Genomic DNA, 17,530 nt, shown 5'->3' with positions numbered 1-17,530 from the left:
TCCCTTCATGTCCTTTTGCTTTAGTCTGTCCCATTCACAAGTCAAATAAAAAACGCCCCAACAGTTTTTGGGACGCTTGACTACAATGTGAATTCAGACCGTGACATCAAACAAGAACAATGCATGATTTATATCAAACGAGTGTGAATTGACGTAGTCAAGCCATTTACGGTAGCTTGGTAGAAACTTGCGGGCCATATCCCCGCCATTATACGACTTCTATCTATTTGATTTCTGTGTCTATTGTACCAACTTCATTTTTAAAACACAATACAAAAAGCGAACATTTTTCAAAGAAATGTCCGCTTCATTCGTCTTATTACACGAATTTGGAAAATCACATCTAGTTCTTTATACACCCATCACTGAATTCTGGCAAAAACCGTTTCTGCTACATCGAAAAATGCCTTCACAGCAGGAGAAGCTTGCGTGAGCGATGGACAGGCAAGCGCCACCTCACGATGATGCGATACATTCAGGTGACTGATCTGCACAAGTTGCTGCGTTTTCAGGAATAACTCAGGACCTATCGTCACACCAAGTCCTTCCCCAACCATGCGGGCAATGGTCGTACAATCATGCACTTCAAATAAAATAGACGGCTTGATTTGCGCCTCTGAAAAAATATCCTCTACATGGGATTGATACATGCCAGTTGGCATAATAAATGGTTCATCTGCTAATTCTTCCATGTCTACAATTGGCTGCTGCTCAAAACGATGATTTTCGTGATAGGCGACCACCATTTTATCTTTCATAAGTGGCAATAGATCAAACGATTCATCCGCTTTACCTTTTACAACAAAACCAACATCAATAATGCCAGAATCGAGCCACTCCAAGATCTCTTCATATGTCCCCTCATAGAACTTAAATTCAATATTTGGATGCTTTTTCTGATAGCTCACAAGCAGTTTTGGCAATAAACAAGCGGATGCACTGGCAAATGTTCCAATCCGAATCAAGCCAGATTCAATATTTTTGGTGAGCGCAATTTCCTGCTGAATTTTCTCTACTCGATTTAGCACTTCTCTTATATGCGGAAGAAGGGTTTCACCGGTGTCTGTCAGCGTAATGCCCTTTTTTCGGTCACGCACGAATAAAGACACACCCCACTCCGTCTCTAAACTTGCCACCGCATGACTCACGGCAGACTGTGTCATATTTAATGCTTCAGCTGCAGCTGTAAAACTGCCTAGCTCGACCACCTTAGCCATCGTCTCGAATCGAACAAAGCTCATGAGTATTCACTCATCCCTTTCATGAAAAACATCAATTTTACTTATGTTAGCACGGAATTTAAAATGAATACAACGTTTCAACATAAAGGAAGGGTTCAAAATGAAAAGTACATCTTATCCATTGCTCATATTTCTTTTAGCCGTCGGTTCTTTCGTCACAGGTACTTCAGAATTCGTCGTATCAGGCATACTGGACATCATTTCTGACGATCTGCACATCTCCATCCCGGTTGCAGGACAGCTCATCACCATCTATTCTCTTTTTTATGCGGTGGGTGCCCTCTTTTTAGTCATGGCCACATCGAAATTGAATCGAAAAAAGGTTCTTTTATCGGCGATTTCCATGTTTATAGCAGGTAATGTGCTTGCCTTTTTTAGCCATCACTTTATGCTGCTCATGCTCTCGCGAGTCATCATGGCCATGAGTGGCGGCTTATATATTGTGCTCGCAACAAATTACGCAGCGCAGCTCGCCCCGCCAGAAAAAAAGGGGAGTGCGATGGCAACAGTAATCACTGGATTTACTGTTTCACTAGTACTCGGTGTACCGATTGGAACATTTTTAGCAGGATATGTAGATTGGCATGCCATTTTTCTCATCATTGCAATAGGGACCACATGTCTCTTGTTTCTTCTGTATCGATTATTACCGCCTATGGAGGGACATTCCTATGTGCCATTTAAGCAGCAAATGCAAATTCTTCAAGACCGCAGGGTGTTAAGCGGATTAGCCACGACAGCCTTTTGGATCTTAGGTTACACGATGGTATTTGCTTACATTTCGCCATTATTGCGTCAAACATCCGGATTTACGCTTGAACTGACAAGCATTGCCTTGCTTGTCTTAGGCATCTCTGCTTTTATTGGCTCACGCTTTGGTGGATACGCTGTCGATCAATGGGGACCAAACCGAACCATTTCAATCAGCATCACGGTTCAGATGCTCATGCTCTTTGCATTATCCTTTACACAATTTTCGGTAGTTGGCGTCTTCATCACGCTCGCCATTTGGGGCACCGCCACATGGACAACAACACCAGCGAAGCAATTTTATCTCATCTCCCTAAAACCCGAAACATCTGAAACCGTGCTGAGCTTTAATACAGCGATTATGAATATCGGCATGATGCTCGGATCATCAATGGGTGGTCTGATTATTCAATATACAAATGTAACGAATTTAAGTTGGATCGGCGGGCTAGCCAGTTTTGTTGCGTTGATGTTGATTCGGTACTCGTTCCATCGCAATCGACTGGCACATCAACAGATAAAAAGCGAACATGTGTAATCATGTTCGCTTTCTGATTTATCGATTAGCTTTTGATGTTTCTTTTTTGACTGGAATGGTTACAGGTATATCTTTCTGTGGTGCCAATCGGTTCAGATCTGACAAATCAAGGTAAAGTCCATAATCCTTAAAAGAAAATGTGTCTAACTTCTTCACATCAAATTCAAAGGTGGATTGCATAGAGGCTATCTTGAAATTGGTCACCTTCGCATCGTTTCTCTCCAAGTAATATCCGTTTTCATCATTTGCTTCAGGATCTGACCACGATTTCAATTTTTTAACATCACCTAATCCTATCCATTCACCGATATTCTCCATAACATCCTCATCTAATTCTTTCTGATCTAGTCCAGTAAATTGATAATAAACTGTCACAGAATGCCCCTTTTGCTCTATTTTATTGATTTTGATCCCTATTCCATGATGCTTTGTTTTGAACTGAACAGGCAGCTTTGTCTGAAGAGGAATGATTTTGCTTTCTTCTTGTTCGTCTGTCACACCCGTGTAAAATGTTAATTCAGTTGCCTCTGGATCAATCGACTGATCTAAAATGGTCAAATGATTTTTTCTAGTTTTGTCAGAAGTCAGTTGTTTTTCTCCTAAAACTGTTCCAATTTCGAGCTGATAATCATTCCCTAGATTATCCTTCATTCTTTCTATACTAATTATATCGTCTTTAGCAAAACCATTGTAATCAATGGTATATTGAATAACAGAGCTTTTCACTCCATTTTCTACCTTTATATTTCTTAAGTGATAACGTCCATTTAAAATAGACACGTCTTTTTGTCCAGCTAATACAGTGGTTTTTTGCTTGACCGCTGGTACCTTGAAGCGCCAATTCCCTACAATATCCCCAATTTTAGAAATGACAAGTGGCACTTGTTGACCTTGTTTGATCGTTTGACCATTTGTATAGACTGTCACCTGCCCAACATAATGGCCATCTTTTAATTTTTTCAATTCATGATTGTAGGAACTCGATTGGGAAGCTTGATTTACTGGATCTAAGTTGACTATGAAAGGGACAACATCTTCCTTTGTATTCAAATTCTCCACAGTAAACGTATAAACAAGCCGCCCTGTATCATAATACACACTGTTCACTTTCACAGTAACCCCTCTTGATTCAGCCCCCTCATTGACATGCTTCACCAACTCACTCTGAAAAAGAGACATTCCTACTTTATCGTGAAACATCATATATAACTGTCCAACAAACGGCACTCGAGCCATCGCTGTATTAAGAGAAGGAAAAAGGAAGCCGGATGAAAAATAAAGAACGATTAGTACGATGGCAGAATATATTGGCGTTCTCCAATTCCATGTGAACCAACGTCTTTTCTTTTCCGCTTTCACATCTCCCATTGCTTGGCGAACCGCAGAGGTCAATTCAACCTTTGGTACATCAATCTCATCATAGAGCTTTTTCATTTCTTTTCGTTCCATCGACACTCTCCTCCTTCTCCAATGTTTGCTTTAATAACTTTCTTGCTCGATACAAATGAGTTTTGACCGTTCCTTCGGGCACACCCATCTGTTCAGAAATCATTGAAATCGAATAATCTTGAAAATAAAATAGCTGAATCACGAGCTGATATTGCTCATCTAATACATCTAGTGCATTTTTTAAATCCAGCTTGTCTTCCAAAAAATCATGCCGCTCAACGCTCTCATGATGCTGTTCAAACGGAACAACATCTTGCTGTTTTTTCTTCATCGCAAAAATTGTATGAATCAAAATTCTCGTCAGCCAGCTAGAAAAATAAGCCGGTTCTTTTAATCCAGATAGATGCTTAAACGCTTTAATGACCGTCTCTTGAACAGCATCTAACGAATCCTCTTTATTTCTTGTGTAGAGAAAAGCCGTTTTATATAAACGCTCTTGATACATCAGCATTAATGTCTCAAATGCCGGGACATTCCCTTTTTGTGCTTTTTTAATTAGACGCACTTGCTTCATCTCATCCACACCTCCTACACCTGTTAGAGCAAGGTTTCTCTCAAACGGTTTCAACCCTCGGAAATTTCTTTTACTTAGCATATGTCGGATAAAAATAGAGAAAGTGAAGAATGGAGTCGAAAGAACAAGTTGGATATTTGATATAATTGAAGAAATATCTACAAAAAGGAATATGTCGATTGTTTCGATTCGAAGAACCCACGTGTGCTAGCTGTCAGAAAAAAATAGAAGGAAACGAAGAAGTGTACGTCAAGCTGGTCTATCCAAAGAGAAAAGGAATGACAGAGGTAAAGGCTTGGCTGAGGAGTGAAGGGGTTTTTTATTGTAAGGCATGTTATGAAAAAACAACATAAAGACGAGCACTTCAATAGAATGCTCGTTTTTACTTTCTACTATTTCACTCCCGCTTACTGCGAAGTTCAATGAGTGCTAGTGTCTCGTCATTGAAAAAGAACTCCAAAATGATGCCATTTGATTGATCTTGGTATTGTATACCTTTGCTATACCCTTCGACAAACCAGAGCTTCTTGAATTGCTCTCCATATGTTTGTATCACAGATGAATAATCTTCTCCTATTTTAACTCCCTTAGATGTTTGAAGATTTTTCTGTTTTGACTGATTGTAAATAGATGTTACTCGATGATGCTGATCAACTGATACGACAAAATCTTCATTTTCTTTTTCCATGTAGACCGTCTGTTTTTGATGAGAGAATTGAGAATTCTCAACAAACTGATGATCTCCCTTAAATGTTTGACCGATCTTAAAATGACCTATCGATTCATCTGTTAAAGTGATAGAGTGAAAATTAAAAAACATTGCTATCCAGACAACTAGTATGGCTCCACCTAAAACAGAACCTATTATCACTAACACCTTAGAACGAATGGCACCTTTTTTAAATAAATAAATCATTAAAGATACGGTGATCATCATGATACAAATCATGATCAGAAAAATGCCCATTTTTTTTATCCTCTTTTTTGTAAAATTCGAATGTACATGATTACCCCAATGATAAATTCATATTATATCAGAGCAGTCCACAAATTGTGCCAATACAGGTATAATTTAAATAAAATAAACTATAGGAGATACATATGACTAGACATAAACTGATATTTCCACAATCATTTCCAACGATACAGACCGAAAGACTGATCTTAAAACAAGCAACGATCGCAGATGCCGAGGATATGCACTTCTACTTATCCAATGAAACCGTGTGCCGCTATATGGGCATTGATGCACATGAAACCATCGAAGACACAAAAGGAGAAATCAAGTGGTATGACAATATCTACAAAAAACAAACAGGCATCCGCTGGGGAATTTCTTTAAAAGATAACCCTACCATCATCGGCAGCTGCGGCTTTCTCAATCTAGAAAAACAGCACCGCCGTACGGAAATTGGCTATGAATTACACCATGATCATTGGAGAAAAGGCATCATGAATGAAGCGATTACTGCGGTGTTGCGGTATGGATTTCAGGAGATGAACTTGAATCGGATTGAAGCGATCATTGATCCAGCTAATACGTCCTCTGTTCAATTATTGGAGAAGATACATTTTGTACAAGAGGGTTTATTAAGAGAGTATGAATTAGGTCAGAAGGGATTCGATGATGTGTATATGTATTCGATTTTGAAGAGAGATTACGAAAAATCCTATTAAACAGAGGAGAAACAAATGAAAACGGATATTCATTTCATCCAAAAGCCGCAACCAGAGTATGTTTCTTTTCACATTTATGAACTCAATCCAGCGATTGAAAAACTTGTCCAGCAAGTGGAGCAGTCAGCTCCCTATTTCTTAGCACAAGAACCCACGAAAGAAAGAGTGAAAAAGGTCTATTATCACGACATTTTATATATAGAAAGCGTTGATAAAAGATCGTTCTTGTATACGTCAGATGGAGTGTTTCTCTTAAAGGAAAAGTTATTTGAACTTGAAAAACAGCTTGAAGCGCACGATTATGTCAGGATTTCAAAATCGATGATTCTAAATATAGATTCTATTGCCGCTATTTCTCCTAAAACAAGCGGTCGTTTTGAAGCAAAGCTTACAAATGAGGAAAAGGTGATGATTTCACGTTTTTATATCCAATCATTAAAAGAGAAACTTGGGTTACGAAGGAAGTGAACAGGATGAAACGTTATATCACAAATCTTTTGATCACATTTTGTATAATCTTTACTGCACTCGTATTGATTTACTGTTTCACGTTTGGAACGATGCCCATCTATATTTTACAAGCCATCATGTTCAATTCCTTTTTTTCAAGCGCCCTGACCTTCTTGCTATACCCAAAACAAACGTACAGCCATCAACGGATTCTTTTTCAACAAATTCTATATATCGTCCTTGTGATGTGTATGATTATGACCACCATCATTATTGTGAGCGGTCAAATCAGCCCCCTTTCGTTTATCGTGAATTTCCTTGTGGTCATGGCTTTATTCTTTGTGATCAAGTACCTATTGTATAAAAAAGATCAAGCAACCGCTGAGGAAATCAACGATCTTTTACAGCAGCGAAAGAAACGAACAACATCTTAATATGCATCTTAGGGCTAAATATTGACATGTTAGGAAGATTTCATTGTGACTTCTGCATGATTCCACTACTCTGACATTAGAGGGGGAATCAACAATGAAACCAATCACAATCATTCGAAAATCAGTACTTCTACTGCTCTTTTCTTTAATCATCCCAACAAGTGCAGGTGTCTATTTATCCATCAAAGAAGTCACCGACCCGATGACCATCTATCTCATCAATGGCTGCGCCATGCTAGCTGGGTGTCTTTTACTTCTATTCATTATTCAAAAAAGTCGTTTTCACTTGAAAGAAATAGGTTTTCGAAAAGGCTCTCTCGGTATGTGGATATTTCCGATCCTGATCATCGAGGCCATTCCGTTTATTGCTGGATTAAATAAGGATCTAACCCTTTCTTCCTTTCTAGCACTTTGTTTCTTCATGGTGTGTGTCGGTCTTTTTGAAGAAGGAATCTTTCGAGGCATTCTGTTTCAATATTTAAAACAAATCAACTTGCGCACTGCCATATGGGGCTCCGCCGTACTATTCGGCCTTGGTCATGCTGCGAATCTACTAAGCGGAAAAAGCATCACATTAACAGTGGCACAAATCTTATTCGCCTTTTTATTTGGATTCGTTGCAGCTGAAATCGTGGCACTCACAAACAGCCTGCAATGGGTGATCTTATGGCATGCCGTTCATAATATCGTGGATCAAATGACAAATGGGCAAACGCCTGTCGGAATGCAAATGCTTTTACTTTCGGTTCAATGTGTCATTTTGCTTGTTCTTGCGGTGGTGTTGTGGAGAAGATTAAAAATGCGAACCATCGTCAATAAATTTATTTTCTACAATGATCGAATGCAGTAAGCAGGAGAAAAGAATTGATACGGCTTACTTTCACAAAATTATTTCACTCAAAGATTTATATAATAGATATGATGACCTTCTAGTAATTCTGTATTTGATTATTAGTAAATATAATAGAATAAATTATTAGATGTTACTTGAAACTAGTGACAGAAATGATATATAACGCCTTTTCCTATGTATCGCTTTTATCTATTCTTTATGAGTTAAACAGGCCATAAATAAACCACTTAATTCACATCTAATTTAGATGATATAGGTAGAGATACGTTGGAAAAAATCTGAATAGTCGCAAGTGTTTCAAGGAACTCTATAAGGTTAAAAGAACAAAAAAGCTACTATGGAGAGATAAAAATAGTCTGAAATATATTAATCTCAGGGTTAGATTTTGCTTTATGTGATAAACTTATTCCAAAGCACTCGATTTCAAATAACACATTATCTCTGTAATTGATCTATTCTCGTCAAAACCTTAGTTTAACTCAAACTAGATGTTTATATTTTATTTTGCATCTAAGTTAAAAATCATTAAAAAAGGCGTAGTATCATCGCCTTTTTTTAATTTACGATTTATTTTTAGGGAAGTCTCTCATTGATTTACCTGCGTACTTAGGATTGTCTGTCCAGCCACTACTTATGTTCCTTTCTTTACACGTTCGATAAGCTTCTTCTCCAATTAACAATCTTGTTTTCTCTAAATTTTCAGGTTTGGCGTTAGATTTAATACCATCATGAGGAATCCATTTTAAAAAATAAATTTTATTTTCTTCTTCAGCAATTTTTCGATAGGGAGCAATATCTGCGGGAACAAGACGATCATTTTCTGATATATTATGAGGAACTCTGTCATTAATATGATTTAGAAAAGCATTAGTGCTAAATTTATTATTATCATCTCTCTTTAAACCTAATATCTCACATAATCGATAATACTTATCTTTTTCTATGTAAGAGTTAACTTTAAAACCATGTTTAACTTCAAATTCTAAATAAAAATTCTTTCCTCTAGCTGCTAATATTAATTTAAATGGGGATTTATCAACAAGAAAAAGGCATTTGAATAGTACTCCCTTAAAAAAGAATTCAAATTTAGATCGATCAATATTTTTAATTTTCATATCCTTATAAAGTAATTTCAAGTTATTTAATTCCAAACAGTCTACCTCCTATTTTATTAAAATCATTACGTTTATATTTTTACGTTTTAATTCCTTGAAAGGTTTCATTTGCATATATTTGGACTGAGCACCAAAAACCGAAAAAGCCAATTCCTTATATTGAAGGAATTGACTTGGCCAAAGCACCACAATTTTATATTTTTTGTCACATAGGGCATAAATTGAATTATAATGTCTAAAATTAAATTATACTCTGTAGATAAATTTTTAGTATATTCTTTTATCTGCTATATTTCATCTTTACTACAACTTTATACTATTTTACGTTTCAATCCACAAATTAGTAAGCTTGATATCATCACTAGCTGGCCGGAGTGATTTCTCTTTATCAACTTTTACGAATACAGGAACTTGCATAGCATTACCTGTTATAATCGCTTCACCTTGTCCTAGACTAGGAATCATCTGATACGAACTTTTATCAAGTGTAGGCATAGTGTTCTCAAGCATTCTTAAATCTTTCTCATTCACTAAACGATGAATCAAATAATTATGTGTTTGTGAAAGAATCGTGGGTGAAATATCTGCGGGCCTCTGACTGGATAAAGTTAAGTAAAAACCAAACTTTCTCCCTTCTTTAATAATTTCTTCAAAAATAGTTAATCTATAATCTTGCCAGTCATCTCCATTATTCTTATACTCAGAATTTAAAATGTTATGAGCTTCATCAATAATTAAGTGTTTAGTTTGATTAACACTGTTTCCCGAAACTATTTTTTTTTGCTCATCATATATCATTTTAGATAATAGCATAGGGATTAAACGAGTGATTTCTTGATTTGCATGGACAAGTGAAATAATATTTATCATTTTATAATCGTCGATAGCCTCATCTTTTACTTCAATAACTTTCTCAAGACTCTGAAAAGATGAATTGATTCGGCTAAACAACGGATTTAAATGTTCACGATTTACTTTACCCCAAGCAGTTCGATGGACCCGCTGAAATTCTAAAAATATTTTCAATTGGTTTAGTGGTGTAATTTCCATACGCCTAAAACACATAGTAAGACTTTCAGATATTGCATGAATTTTTGATCTATTAAGAGAATCTTGCGAAATTCCCTCTTCGGAACCACTATTGAACCAGATTTTTAATGAGGGAATACTATAATCCCCAGTATTATATTGTACAATTTGGTCTAATTCTGAAAACAGCGAGGAGTCTTGCAAATAGTTTTTTGCTGTGTCTATCCAGTCTTGCAAACTATCCTGATTAGCAGACTTGCCAGATGTTAATATCTTCTTAAGAGTTCCTGTTGCATATACACCAAAACAAAAATTGGTCTCATGAGAAACTTCATTAAATCTGGTTATCGAACTTCTTAGAAAAGGTACTTGTGTAGCCGGTCTTGCATCAAAAAGGATTGATAGAATGTCTGCATCAAAAAGGTACTTCTTTTTAACTGGTAATTTTCTCCCTTCGCACAGATTCCGAGTATTAATTTCAAAGATTTCTTTGTCTTCTTCATCAACACCAAAAACCCCTTTTTGAGTAGCTCCATCAATTTTTGATGATGAATATTCTCCATTAAAATCAATTACAAAGAATTGAGATTTATTTATCATTTGATTATAAAATTTCGATCTAAACAGCTCCAAATATAATTTATGCAAACTATTAGACTTTCCACTTCCTGTGTTCCCAAATATACCTATGTGAGAAGCAAAAAACTTATTAATTGATAATTGAATTGGTTGATTTTCTAAAATTGATTTTCCAATTTTAATTGTTGATTCATTATTTTCAATTCCATAAATAATTTTCAACTCTTCTATACTAGTGAGAGAGACCTCATTACCAATCATGGGTACGTATTGACTTGTTACTTGAAATTTCCCATCTTCAATGACTCCTTTAGTTTTCACAGAAACAATTCTATTTATTGAATTTTTAGAATATCTGTTATCAAATTCAGTACTTTTTATTGAGTTTTGTTGATCAATTACTTTCTCATTTGAAACAGTTACTATTATTTTAATCTCATTTTGATTAATAGTAAGATAAGCTCCAATTTTTGGTCCTGCCAATATTTCACCATACCAAATGAATTCTGCGTCATTTGACATGCTGTACATTCCAACTTGTGATACATCACTATCAACAGAAGTAATTACTCCTAATTTTTTCTTAGGACTTTCCATCTTTTAAGTCCTCCAACCTTATACCAGAAAATAGATCAGTTAAATTTATTAAGTTAAAACTGTGCCAGATCTCTTCATCATTAATTATGTTTTTTGTTTTATATTCATCACAGAAATTTTCAGGAGTTAAAATAGTAAAATTACTTCGTTCACCCTGCCATCCTAAATTTGATAAAAAGGTTGCTCTATCATTATCACTGAACCCAAAAACATACACCATTAATTCTGGGTTTTGAATAGCTCTTTTAACCATCTTTGCAATATGCTTATCTTGAAAAGAAAATCCAATTACAAATAAAACTGCTTGTGGCTTATCTAGCTCTAACTGAAAAACCCTAAGCATCTCATGAAAATGATTATTATAAAACGTCTCTTGTTCTTCATAACCTGTGGGTTTTACAATAAGTGGATTATCAACAACACTATTTCTAATATACACTGAATCATTATTTATTTCCCAATTCATAGAACCATGAGGTTTTATTAGTGTAAGTGATGGTATTTCATTTGTATAATTATCGTTTAATCCCTTATACGATACAGTTCGATTATAATTAGAGCCATCAAGTTCTCTTTCAAAGTAACCACTAGCACCATCATTAACCACAAATCTATAATTTTTTAGTACTTTGTCAAAAGCTTTCTCAATGAATAAATCATAGTTTGTCGTAAAAAGATTTGCTGTACGAGAAGTTTGCCTTGAATTTGACATGTTAAGTATATCTATTATGGTTGAAAGAAAATTTATATAATTATTCAATGTAATAGATATTTCGCTACATTCTTCAACATTATTTAATAAATCTTTACTTACTGCTTTAACTTTTTGTTTTAATTTTTCATTTCTTTTTTCATAATCTTTCTCATCAATCATTCCCATTAAAGGTATAGCAGGTAAGGAGTTACCTGAACCAATTAAAAAATTTAACTGCTTTGTAATAGCCATTTTTCTAAGTGTTTTTACTAATTCATCATTGTTATTACTCATCCGTTCGTCAACCATATTGCCCTCCTACTCGACTACTGATTACCAGATTACTACAATTATACAACACTTCACAAAAAATGAACTTACGTTGCAGAATATTTTTATGATAAAAATTACAAAACTTACACAGATGATCTTCACATAATATTGAAATTTGGTTGGAAATTCATAGATAACAAATTTATATTTGGAAAATCACCTTTAAACTCACAAATCTCCATTAAATATCATTTAAGTTACCATCTTACTTCTACTCTATCGCGCAGGTCTTACTCGTTATATCATATACCCCGCGGTTATCATGCTTCCTTGACGATACGAATTTGGTATCTCTCAAGCACTTCTTCAAGGATACTCTTGCCCAGTCACTCGTCATACAGCGCGGAGGCCAATTGTGTAGTTAGTATGTTCTTGCGTCATCCAAGACCGAATCTAAGGAAATTCCTTTACGTAGAATTGCATCCAATTCCCGGACGATTTCTAACTTTTCTACAGAAATTTCAACCAGTACACGGATACCTAGGACTAAAAGATACATTCTACAATCGCAACATAGCACAAAAAGTGAAGTTTCCTAAAAAGCATTTCCGCTATACTAAACTCGTAAGGCAAGTAGGTGCTCGATTGTCCTATCAAGAACATGAGAAAACGATTCAAGACACATTAAATTATATTGAACAGCACCTGAAAGAGGATTTACATCTTCAAACTCTAGCGAAACACGCTAGTTATTCTAGATTTCATTTTCACCGTATTTTCAAGAAAGTGATTGAGAAGTCAGTTGTGGATTATATACGGGAACGTCGAATAACCCAAGCGGCGAAGGATTTAATTCATAATGACCAACGGGCGATTGAAATCGCGTTGCAGTTTCGATTTAGTTCACAGGAATCCTTCACTAGAGCCTTTAAGAAGATATATGACATGTCATCCGCACGTTATCGGAGATTACTAAGGAATGTCATTGATAAGGAGGTAACGAATATGGTTGCAAATAAGAACACACCTACTGGCTGGATTATGACGGGAGAAACACCAACTGATTATGAAACAGGTTTGGTTGACAGAATTGTACACAGTGGGACTAACTCCGCTTATTTGAAATCAAAAGATGAAAAAACTGGAGGTTTCGCAACATTGATGCAGCAAATTAAGTCTGATCGTTATCAAGGAGAACGGCTTCAATTTTCGGCTTTTGTTAAAAGCGATGATGTGAAAAGCTCAGCTGGTTTATGGATAAGAATCGGCCATTCTTCAGGTAAAATTCTTGCGTTAGACAATATGATGAACCGAACCATTACAGGAACAAATGGATGGAATCATTTTAGTGTAGTAAAAAGTGAAGTCATTGCGTTTGGCATATTGCTACAAGGCACAGTCACATTTGGATAGACGAACTTAGTTTTAAAACGGTAGATGAAAGTGTGCCAGTGACAGAACAAAATACTGTGGATCATTTAGAGGATGAACCAGTGAATTTAAATTTTGAAGGCTAACAGGCTGAAGTGAAGAGGAGGTTAATTGCCATGAAAAAAATTGGTGTGATTTTATTGTTCGCTTTGAATTCACTCACCTTTATTTGTGGCCTTGGATTTTTATTTAAGGAAGAGGATACCACTTTAAAACAGAAGTAAAATAAAGATCAGACACCCACAGGACAAAAAAAATCAATTAAAAAAGATATCCCTACCACTATCACTTTTTTGTCATCTTGATATAATAGAAAAAATCAGAAAAATGAGAATGCGATGATAAGGAATATTACTTGCCGAAATGTTGTCAGAAAGTTGCTGGTTGATGAGAAGCAATAACATAAAGGCAGGGAACTCACCTTAGAGTAGCCTTAGTGAAATGAAAAGGATTGATGTAGTTAAGGTCGGCACCCCACCGTTATACGGGAAGGATATAAGATATAACAATCTGTATCCGAATAAGGGCATGATAATGTAAAGTTATCATGAAACAGGGGTGGTACCGCGTAAGAAGAAGTCTTTCGTCTCCAAGTTCAATCTTGGAGATGATAGGCTTTTTTTATTTCCATTTACAGGAGGAATCGATGATGTTTAACCACAAAAAATACGAAAAGAAATACTTTCTGCCACCGAACCTTACTTATGATTGGGTGAAGAAAGAAACATTAGAACGTGCTCCGATATGGTGCAGTGTGGACTTACGGGATGGAAATCAAGCATTACCTATTCCTATGAACTTAGAAGAAAAATTGGACATGTTTCAGTTACTAGTAGAGATCGGTTTTAAAGAAATTGAAATCGCATTTCCAGCTGCTAATGATACGGAGTTTAAGCTATTACGGACACTGATTGATCGTCATATGATTCCAGACGATGTCACGATTATGGTGATCACGCAAGCGAGAGAGCATATTATCCGCCGAACCTTCGAAGCCATTAAGGGGGTACCGAAAGCGATTGTTCATTTATATAATTCGACTTCAGAAGCGCAGCGCAGACAAGTATTTAAGAAAACAAAAGATGAAATTAAACAAATTGCCATTGATGGCGCTATTTTAGTAAAAGAACTGGCCGAAAAAACAGAAAGTGATATTTATTTTCAATATAGTCCTGAAAGCTTTCCAGGAACAGAAGTGGATTACGCGTTAGATATTTGTAATAGTGTTTTAGATATTTGGAAACCGACACCACATCACAAAGCGATCATCAATATTCCGACAACAGTTGAATATTCAATGCCTCATATCTTTGCAAGTCAGATTGAGTATATACACAAAAATCTGTCTTACCGAGACAGTGTGACATTATCTGTTCACCCTCATAATGACCGCGGGTCTGGGGTGAGTGATGCAGAATTTGGTGTGCTAGCTGGCGCAGAAAGAGTCGAAGGGACATTATTTGGTATCGGTGAACGTACAGGGAACGTAGACTTGATTACCTTGGCAATGAATATGTACTCACAAGGTTATGATCCACAATTGAATTTCAATAACCTAGAAGCGATTCGTAAAAAATATGAAAAACTAACAAAAATCACTGTTCATGAGAGACAGCCATATTCTGGTGAGATGGTTTTCACCGCATTCTCAGGGTCACATCAAGATGCGATATCTAAAGGTATGAAATATAGAAAGGAACATCATGTTGATAAATGGGACGTTCCGTATATCCCAGTAGATCCAGTTGACTTGGGGAGGAATTATCAAACGGATGTGATTCGAATCAATAGCCAGTCTGGAAAAGGCGGCATAGGCTATATATTAGAAACAAATTATGGCATTCAACTTCCTTATCAAATGAATGAAGCCATGGGATATGCAGCGAAGAAAGTATCTGATCAGACAAATAGGGAATTGTCTGTCGAAGAAATATATCATGTTTTTAAAGAGCAGTATGTTGATTTTCACCCTCATTTCCAGCTGATCGATTATCAATTTCATAAAGGAGAGAAGCAAGAAGTCACCTTAACTTTGCTGAGAGATCATCAACAAATTGACATACAAGGAACTGGCACTGGAAGTTTAGATGCAATCAGTAACGCGTTAAAAGCACATTTTCATCTCGAGTATGATTTGGAAGTCTATGAACAGAATTCTTTGGGCAACGATTCTCAAGCAAAAGCCTGTGCACAGATTGGTATTTCATATCAAGGAAAAATGCATTGGGGTGCTGGAATCGATAAAGATATTATAGAAGCAACAGTAAAGGCCCTGGTGGTTGCAGTAAATAAACTAGAGGTTTGGATGTAGATGGAAACAGATACACTTGAAAAACATGAAGCGATGCAATATTTAAGAGAGTACAACGAACAAGAAATCTTTTATCAACAATACCAACAGAAAAAGCATGACAATCAATCATTGCAATTATTTTTGAAGGATTATGATCAAAACAATTTCATGCAAAAGCAAATATATATAGAAGAATTTTTGCTAAGAGGCCAAAACGAATTTGAAAAAGAGGATACTATGTGGTTAGGTCAGGAGAAAGATATCGAAGTGAGAAAGTATAGCCGTTTTATGCCTCAATTGTCGGCTATCCATGATTTCTTTGAGATGATTTATGTTCTAGAAAATGAGATGTATGTAGAAGTGGAAGATAAAAAAATCGTTTTAAAATCAGGAGATATTGCCTTTATTCCACCTGACACAATACACAAGCCACTTGTAATGGAGAATACAATCGCAATCCAAATCATGATCCGCAAAAGTACTTTTCAAAAAGTGTTTTTTAAAATGTTAAAAGGAAATCATGTCATTTCAGAGTTCTTTTTGAATGCATTGTATATAAAAGAAAATAAACATATTCTTATTTTCCATAGTCACTTGGATAAAAACTTGCTAGACTGCTCTCTTCAACTTTTCACAGAAAATCACAATCGATTTCCTAGTTACCAGTTGATTATGAATAATTTGTTTGAGATATTATTATGTCTCTTATTAAGATTCAAGCCAAGTCATATGAACTTCATTCAGGTCAAACCATATAGTGATATACGTATGATTCAAATGCTTCAATATATTCAGCAATGTTGTGAGCATATAACACTCCAGAAGATGGCAGAGAAATTTAACCTTTCACAATCTTACCTGTCTAAATATATAGCTCGTAAACTCGGCAAATCATTTCGTGAGATTCGACAAGAAATAAGATTGGAAAAAGCCTGCGAAATGCTAACCGGTAGTAATTTACAAGTGGATCATATTTCGGGAGCCGTTGGTTATCAAAATGTAGAGCATTTCATTCGTTTATTTAAGAAAAAGTATCATCTAACACCACATCAATATCGTTTAAATAATAGATCATGTCAAATCAATACGAATAAAAAGGAGAAATCATCATGTCAATCAAGCAAGTAAAAGATTATTTTAAACAATATGAAATGGATACTCGAATTCAGGAATTTTCAGTATCTAGTGCAACCGTAGACTTGGCTGCTTCTGCATTGGGCTGCGAACCTGAAAGAATCGCAAAAACACTCTCCTTTCTAGTAAATGGACAAGCTATTTTAGTTGTGACCTCTGGTGATGCAAAAGTTGATAACAAAAAATTCAAAGAATATTTTAAAACAAAAGCGAAAATGCTGCCTCCTCATGAGGTCGTTGACTTGGTCGGTCATGAAATTGGCGGAGTATGTCCTTTTGCTATAAAGAATGGCGTTTCTGTTTATTTAGATATGTCACTCAAACGTTTTGAGACAGTCTATCCAGCCTGCGGGAGCAGTAACAGTGCTATTGAACTAACAATCAAACAACTAGAAAAACACTCCGGTTATACACAATGGATTGATGTGTGTAAGGGATGGAATGATGAATTCACACAATAAAACGGAAGGAAAAAGTGC

The 17,530-nt window shown here is 35.8% G+C and carries 17 protein-coding genes, 1 pseudogene, 1 riboswitch and 1 other annotated feature; of the genes and pseudogenes, 10 read left to right on the top strand and 8 right to left on the bottom strand.

Annotated elements, in window-relative coordinates:
* Window positions 1-134: 134 nt before the first annotated feature.
* A riboswitch (purine riboswitch) is annotated at window positions 135-236 on the bottom strand.
* 126 nt (window positions 237-362) lie between these two features.
* Entirely contained in the window at window positions 363-1,241 is an 879-nt protein-coding gene (locus MHB38_RS03235; RefSeq protein WP_017359827.1) for a LysR family transcriptional regulator, read from the bottom strand.
* Window positions 1,242-1,341: 100 nt separating this feature from the next.
* Between MHB38_RS03235 and MHB38_RS03230 the strand changes: the two genes are divergently transcribed.
* The gene (locus MHB38_RS03230) at window positions 1,342-2,529 is read left to right on the top strand and encodes an MFS transporter (protein ID WP_341002402.1); all 1,188 of its coding nucleotides are present in this window, start codon (window positions 1,342-1,344) and stop codon (window positions 2,527-2,529) included.
* An 18-nt stretch (window positions 2,530-2,547) separates the two neighbouring features.
* Here MHB38_RS03230 and MHB38_RS03225 read toward each other — a convergent pair whose 3' ends face one another.
* Window positions 2,548-3,978, bottom strand: a complete 1,431-nt coding sequence (locus tag MHB38_RS03225) for a DUF4179 domain-containing protein (protein WP_341002400.1) — start codon at window positions 3,976-3,978, stop codon at window positions 2,548-2,550.
* Entirely contained in the window at window positions 3,947-4,492 is a 546-nt protein-coding gene (locus MHB38_RS03220; RefSeq protein ID WP_025206853.1) for a sigma-70 family RNA polymerase sigma factor, read from the bottom strand. Before MHB38_RS03220 ends, MHB38_RS03225 begins: the two co-directional genes overlap by 32 nt.
* A 179-nt stretch (window positions 4,493-4,671) precedes the next feature.
* Here MHB38_RS03220 and MHB38_RS03215 point away from each other — a divergent pair, with 179 nt between their 5' ends.
* The gene (locus tag MHB38_RS03215; protein WP_025206852.1) at window positions 4,672-4,845 is read left to right on the top strand and encodes a hypothetical protein; all 174 of its coding nucleotides are present in this window, start codon (window positions 4,672-4,674) and stop codon (window positions 4,843-4,845) included.
* Between the two features lie 44 nt (window positions 4,846-4,889).
* Here the strand turns inward: MHB38_RS03215 and MHB38_RS03210 are convergent, their stop codons facing one another.
* Window positions 4,890-5,459 (bottom strand): hypothetical protein, encoded by a 570-nt coding sequence (locus tag MHB38_RS03210; RefSeq protein WP_052320602.1) that lies wholly within the window; start codon window positions 5,457-5,459, stop codon window positions 4,890-4,892.
* A 134-nt stretch (window positions 5,460-5,593) separates the two neighbouring features.
* On the opposite strand from MHB38_RS03210, the gene MHB38_RS03205 reads away from it, so the two are divergent.
* The 4 genes from MHB38_RS03205 (at window position 5,594) to MHB38_RS03190 (ending at window position 7,903) form a co-directional block, all read left to right on the top strand.
* Window positions 5,594-6,169: a GNAT family N-acetyltransferase gene (locus tag MHB38_RS03205; protein ID WP_079919688.1), complete on the top strand. Its 576-nt coding sequence runs from the start codon at window positions 5,594-5,596 to the stop codon at window positions 6,167-6,169.
* Between the two features lie 15 nt (window positions 6,170-6,184).
* Complete coding sequence (locus tag MHB38_RS03200) at window positions 6,185-6,637, top strand: LytTR family DNA-binding domain-containing protein (RefSeq protein WP_035391468.1); 453 nt, start codon at window positions 6,185-6,187, stop codon at window positions 6,635-6,637.
* Between the two features lie 5 nt (window positions 6,638-6,642).
* Complete coding sequence (locus MHB38_RS03195) at window positions 6,643-7,053, top strand: hypothetical protein (RefSeq protein WP_008344327.1); 411 nt, start codon at window positions 6,643-6,645, stop codon at window positions 7,051-7,053.
* A 94-nt stretch (window positions 7,054-7,147) separates the two neighbouring features.
* The gene (locus MHB38_RS03190) at window positions 7,148-7,903 is read left to right on the top strand and encodes a CPBP family intramembrane glutamic endopeptidase (RefSeq protein WP_052321114.1); all 756 of its coding nucleotides are present in this window, start codon (window positions 7,148-7,150) and stop codon (window positions 7,901-7,903) included.
* Window positions 7,904-8,466: 563 nt separating this feature from the next.
* Here the strand turns inward: MHB38_RS03190 and MHB38_RS03185 are convergent.
* The 4 genes and pseudogenes from MHB38_RS03185 to MHB38_RS03170 all read right to left on the bottom strand — a co-directional run.
* The gene (locus tag MHB38_RS03185) at window positions 8,467-9,057 is read right to left on the bottom strand and encodes a DUF6037 family protein (RefSeq protein ID WP_135226964.1); all 591 of its coding nucleotides are present in this window, start codon (window positions 9,055-9,057) and stop codon (window positions 8,467-8,469) included.
* A 285-nt stretch (window positions 9,058-9,342) separates the two neighbouring features.
* On the bottom strand, window positions 9,343-11,226 hold the full coding sequence (locus MHB38_RS03180; protein WP_135226963.1) for an ATP-binding protein: 1,884 nt from the start codon (window positions 11,224-11,226) through the stop codon (window positions 9,343-9,345).
* Entirely contained in the window at window positions 11,213-12,229 is a 1,017-nt protein-coding gene (locus tag MHB38_RS03175) for an SIR2 family protein (RefSeq protein WP_205687773.1), read from the bottom strand. The genes MHB38_RS03180 and MHB38_RS03175 overlap by 14 nt, the downstream gene beginning before the upstream one ends.
* 235 nt (window positions 12,230-12,464) lie before the next feature.
* Window positions 12,465-12,737, bottom strand: a pseudogene (locus MHB38_RS03170) (GMP synthase (glutamine-hydrolyzing)); the annotation flags it as partial.
* Between the two features lie 101 nt (window positions 12,738-12,838).
* Here MHB38_RS03170 and MHB38_RS03165 point away from each other — a divergent pair.
* From MHB38_RS03165 to MHB38_RS03150, 4 genes are all read left to right on the top strand, one after another.
* On the top strand, window positions 12,839-13,606 hold the full coding sequence (locus MHB38_RS03165) for a helix-turn-helix domain-containing protein (protein WP_225310541.1): 768 nt from the start codon (window positions 12,839-12,841) through the stop codon (window positions 13,604-13,606).
* 347 nt (window positions 13,607-13,953) lie between these two features.
* Window positions 13,954-14,218 (top strand) — a binding site (T-box leader).
* Between the two features lie 55 nt (window positions 14,219-14,273).
* Window positions 14,274-15,935 carry a 2-isopropylmalate synthase gene (locus MHB38_RS03160; protein ID WP_135226962.1) on the top strand — a complete coding sequence of 554 codons (1,662 nt, stop codon included), beginning with the start codon at window positions 14,274-14,276 and terminating at the stop codon, window positions 15,933-15,935.
* On the top strand, window positions 15,936-17,045 hold the full coding sequence (locus tag MHB38_RS03155; protein ID WP_135226961.1) for a helix-turn-helix domain-containing protein: 1,110 nt from the start codon (window positions 15,936-15,938) through the stop codon (window positions 17,043-17,045). It begins immediately after the preceding gene.
* Window positions 17,027-17,512 (top strand): YbaK/EbsC family protein, encoded by a 486-nt coding sequence (locus MHB38_RS03150; protein ID WP_052320940.1) that lies wholly within the window; start codon window positions 17,027-17,029, stop codon window positions 17,510-17,512. The genes MHB38_RS03155 and MHB38_RS03150 overlap by 19 nt, the downstream gene beginning before the upstream one ends.
* The last annotated feature ends 18 nt before the right edge of the window (window positions 17,513-17,530 follow it).

Origin of the sequence: Bacillus sp. FSL K6-3176, from assembly GCF_038003325.1 — a bacterium.
Taxonomy (GTDB): domain Bacteria; phylum Bacillota; class Bacilli; order Bacillales; family Bacillaceae; genus Bacillus; species Bacillus altitudinis.
This window is presented reverse-complemented; position numbering and strand designations above follow the sequence as displayed.

Excerpts from the sequence above, each read along its gene's own strand:
- MHB38_RS03175 (WP_205687773.1), bottom strand. The coding sequence starts at position 12,229 with ATGGTTGACGAACGGATGAGTAATAACAATGATGAATTAGTAAAAACA.
- MHB38_RS03205 (WP_079919688.1), top strand. The coding sequence starts at position 5,594 with ATGACTAGACATAAACTGATATTTCCACAATCATTTCCAACGATACAG.
- MHB38_RS03230 (WP_341002402.1), top strand. The coding sequence starts at position 1,342 with ATGAAAAGTACATCTTATCCATTGCTCATATTTCTTTTAGCCGTCGGT.
- MHB38_RS03155 (WP_135226961.1), top strand. The coding sequence starts at position 15,936 with ATGGAAACAGATACACTTGAAAAACATGAAGCGATGCAATATTTAAGA.
- MHB38_RS03195 (WP_008344327.1), top strand. The coding sequence starts at position 6,643 with ATGAAACGTTATATCACAAATCTTTTGATCACATTTTGTATAATCTTT.
- MHB38_RS03180 (WP_135226963.1), bottom strand. The coding sequence starts at position 11,226 with ATGGAAAGTCCTAAGAAAAAATTAGGAGTAATTACTTCTGTTGATAGT.
- MHB38_RS03190 (WP_052321114.1), top strand. The coding sequence starts at position 7,148 with ATGAAACCAATCACAATCATTCGAAAATCAGTACTTCTACTGCTCTTT.
- MHB38_RS03150 (WP_052320940.1), top strand. The coding sequence starts at position 17,027 with ATGTCAATCAAGCAAGTAAAAGATTATTTTAAACAATATGAAATGGAT.
- MHB38_RS03200 (WP_035391468.1), top strand. The coding sequence starts at position 6,185 with ATGAAAACGGATATTCATTTCATCCAAAAGCCGCAACCAGAGTATGTT.
- MHB38_RS03225 (WP_341002400.1), bottom strand. The coding sequence starts at position 3,978 with ATGGAACGAAAAGAAATGAAAAAGCTCTATGATGAGATTGATGTACCA.
- MHB38_RS03220 (WP_025206853.1), bottom strand. The coding sequence starts at position 4,492 with ATGAAGCAAGTGCGTCTAATTAAAAAAGCACAAAAAGGGAATGTCCCG.
- MHB38_RS03160 (WP_135226962.1), top strand. The coding sequence starts at position 14,274 with ATGTTTAACCACAAAAAATACGAAAAGAAATACTTTCTGCCACCGAAC.
- MHB38_RS03235 (WP_017359827.1), bottom strand. The coding sequence starts at position 1,241 with ATGAGCTTTGTTCGATTCGAGACGATGGCTAAGGTGGTCGAGCTAGGC.
- MHB38_RS03210 (WP_052320602.1), bottom strand. The coding sequence starts at position 5,459 with ATGGGCATTTTTCTGATCATGATTTGTATCATGATGATCACCGTATCT.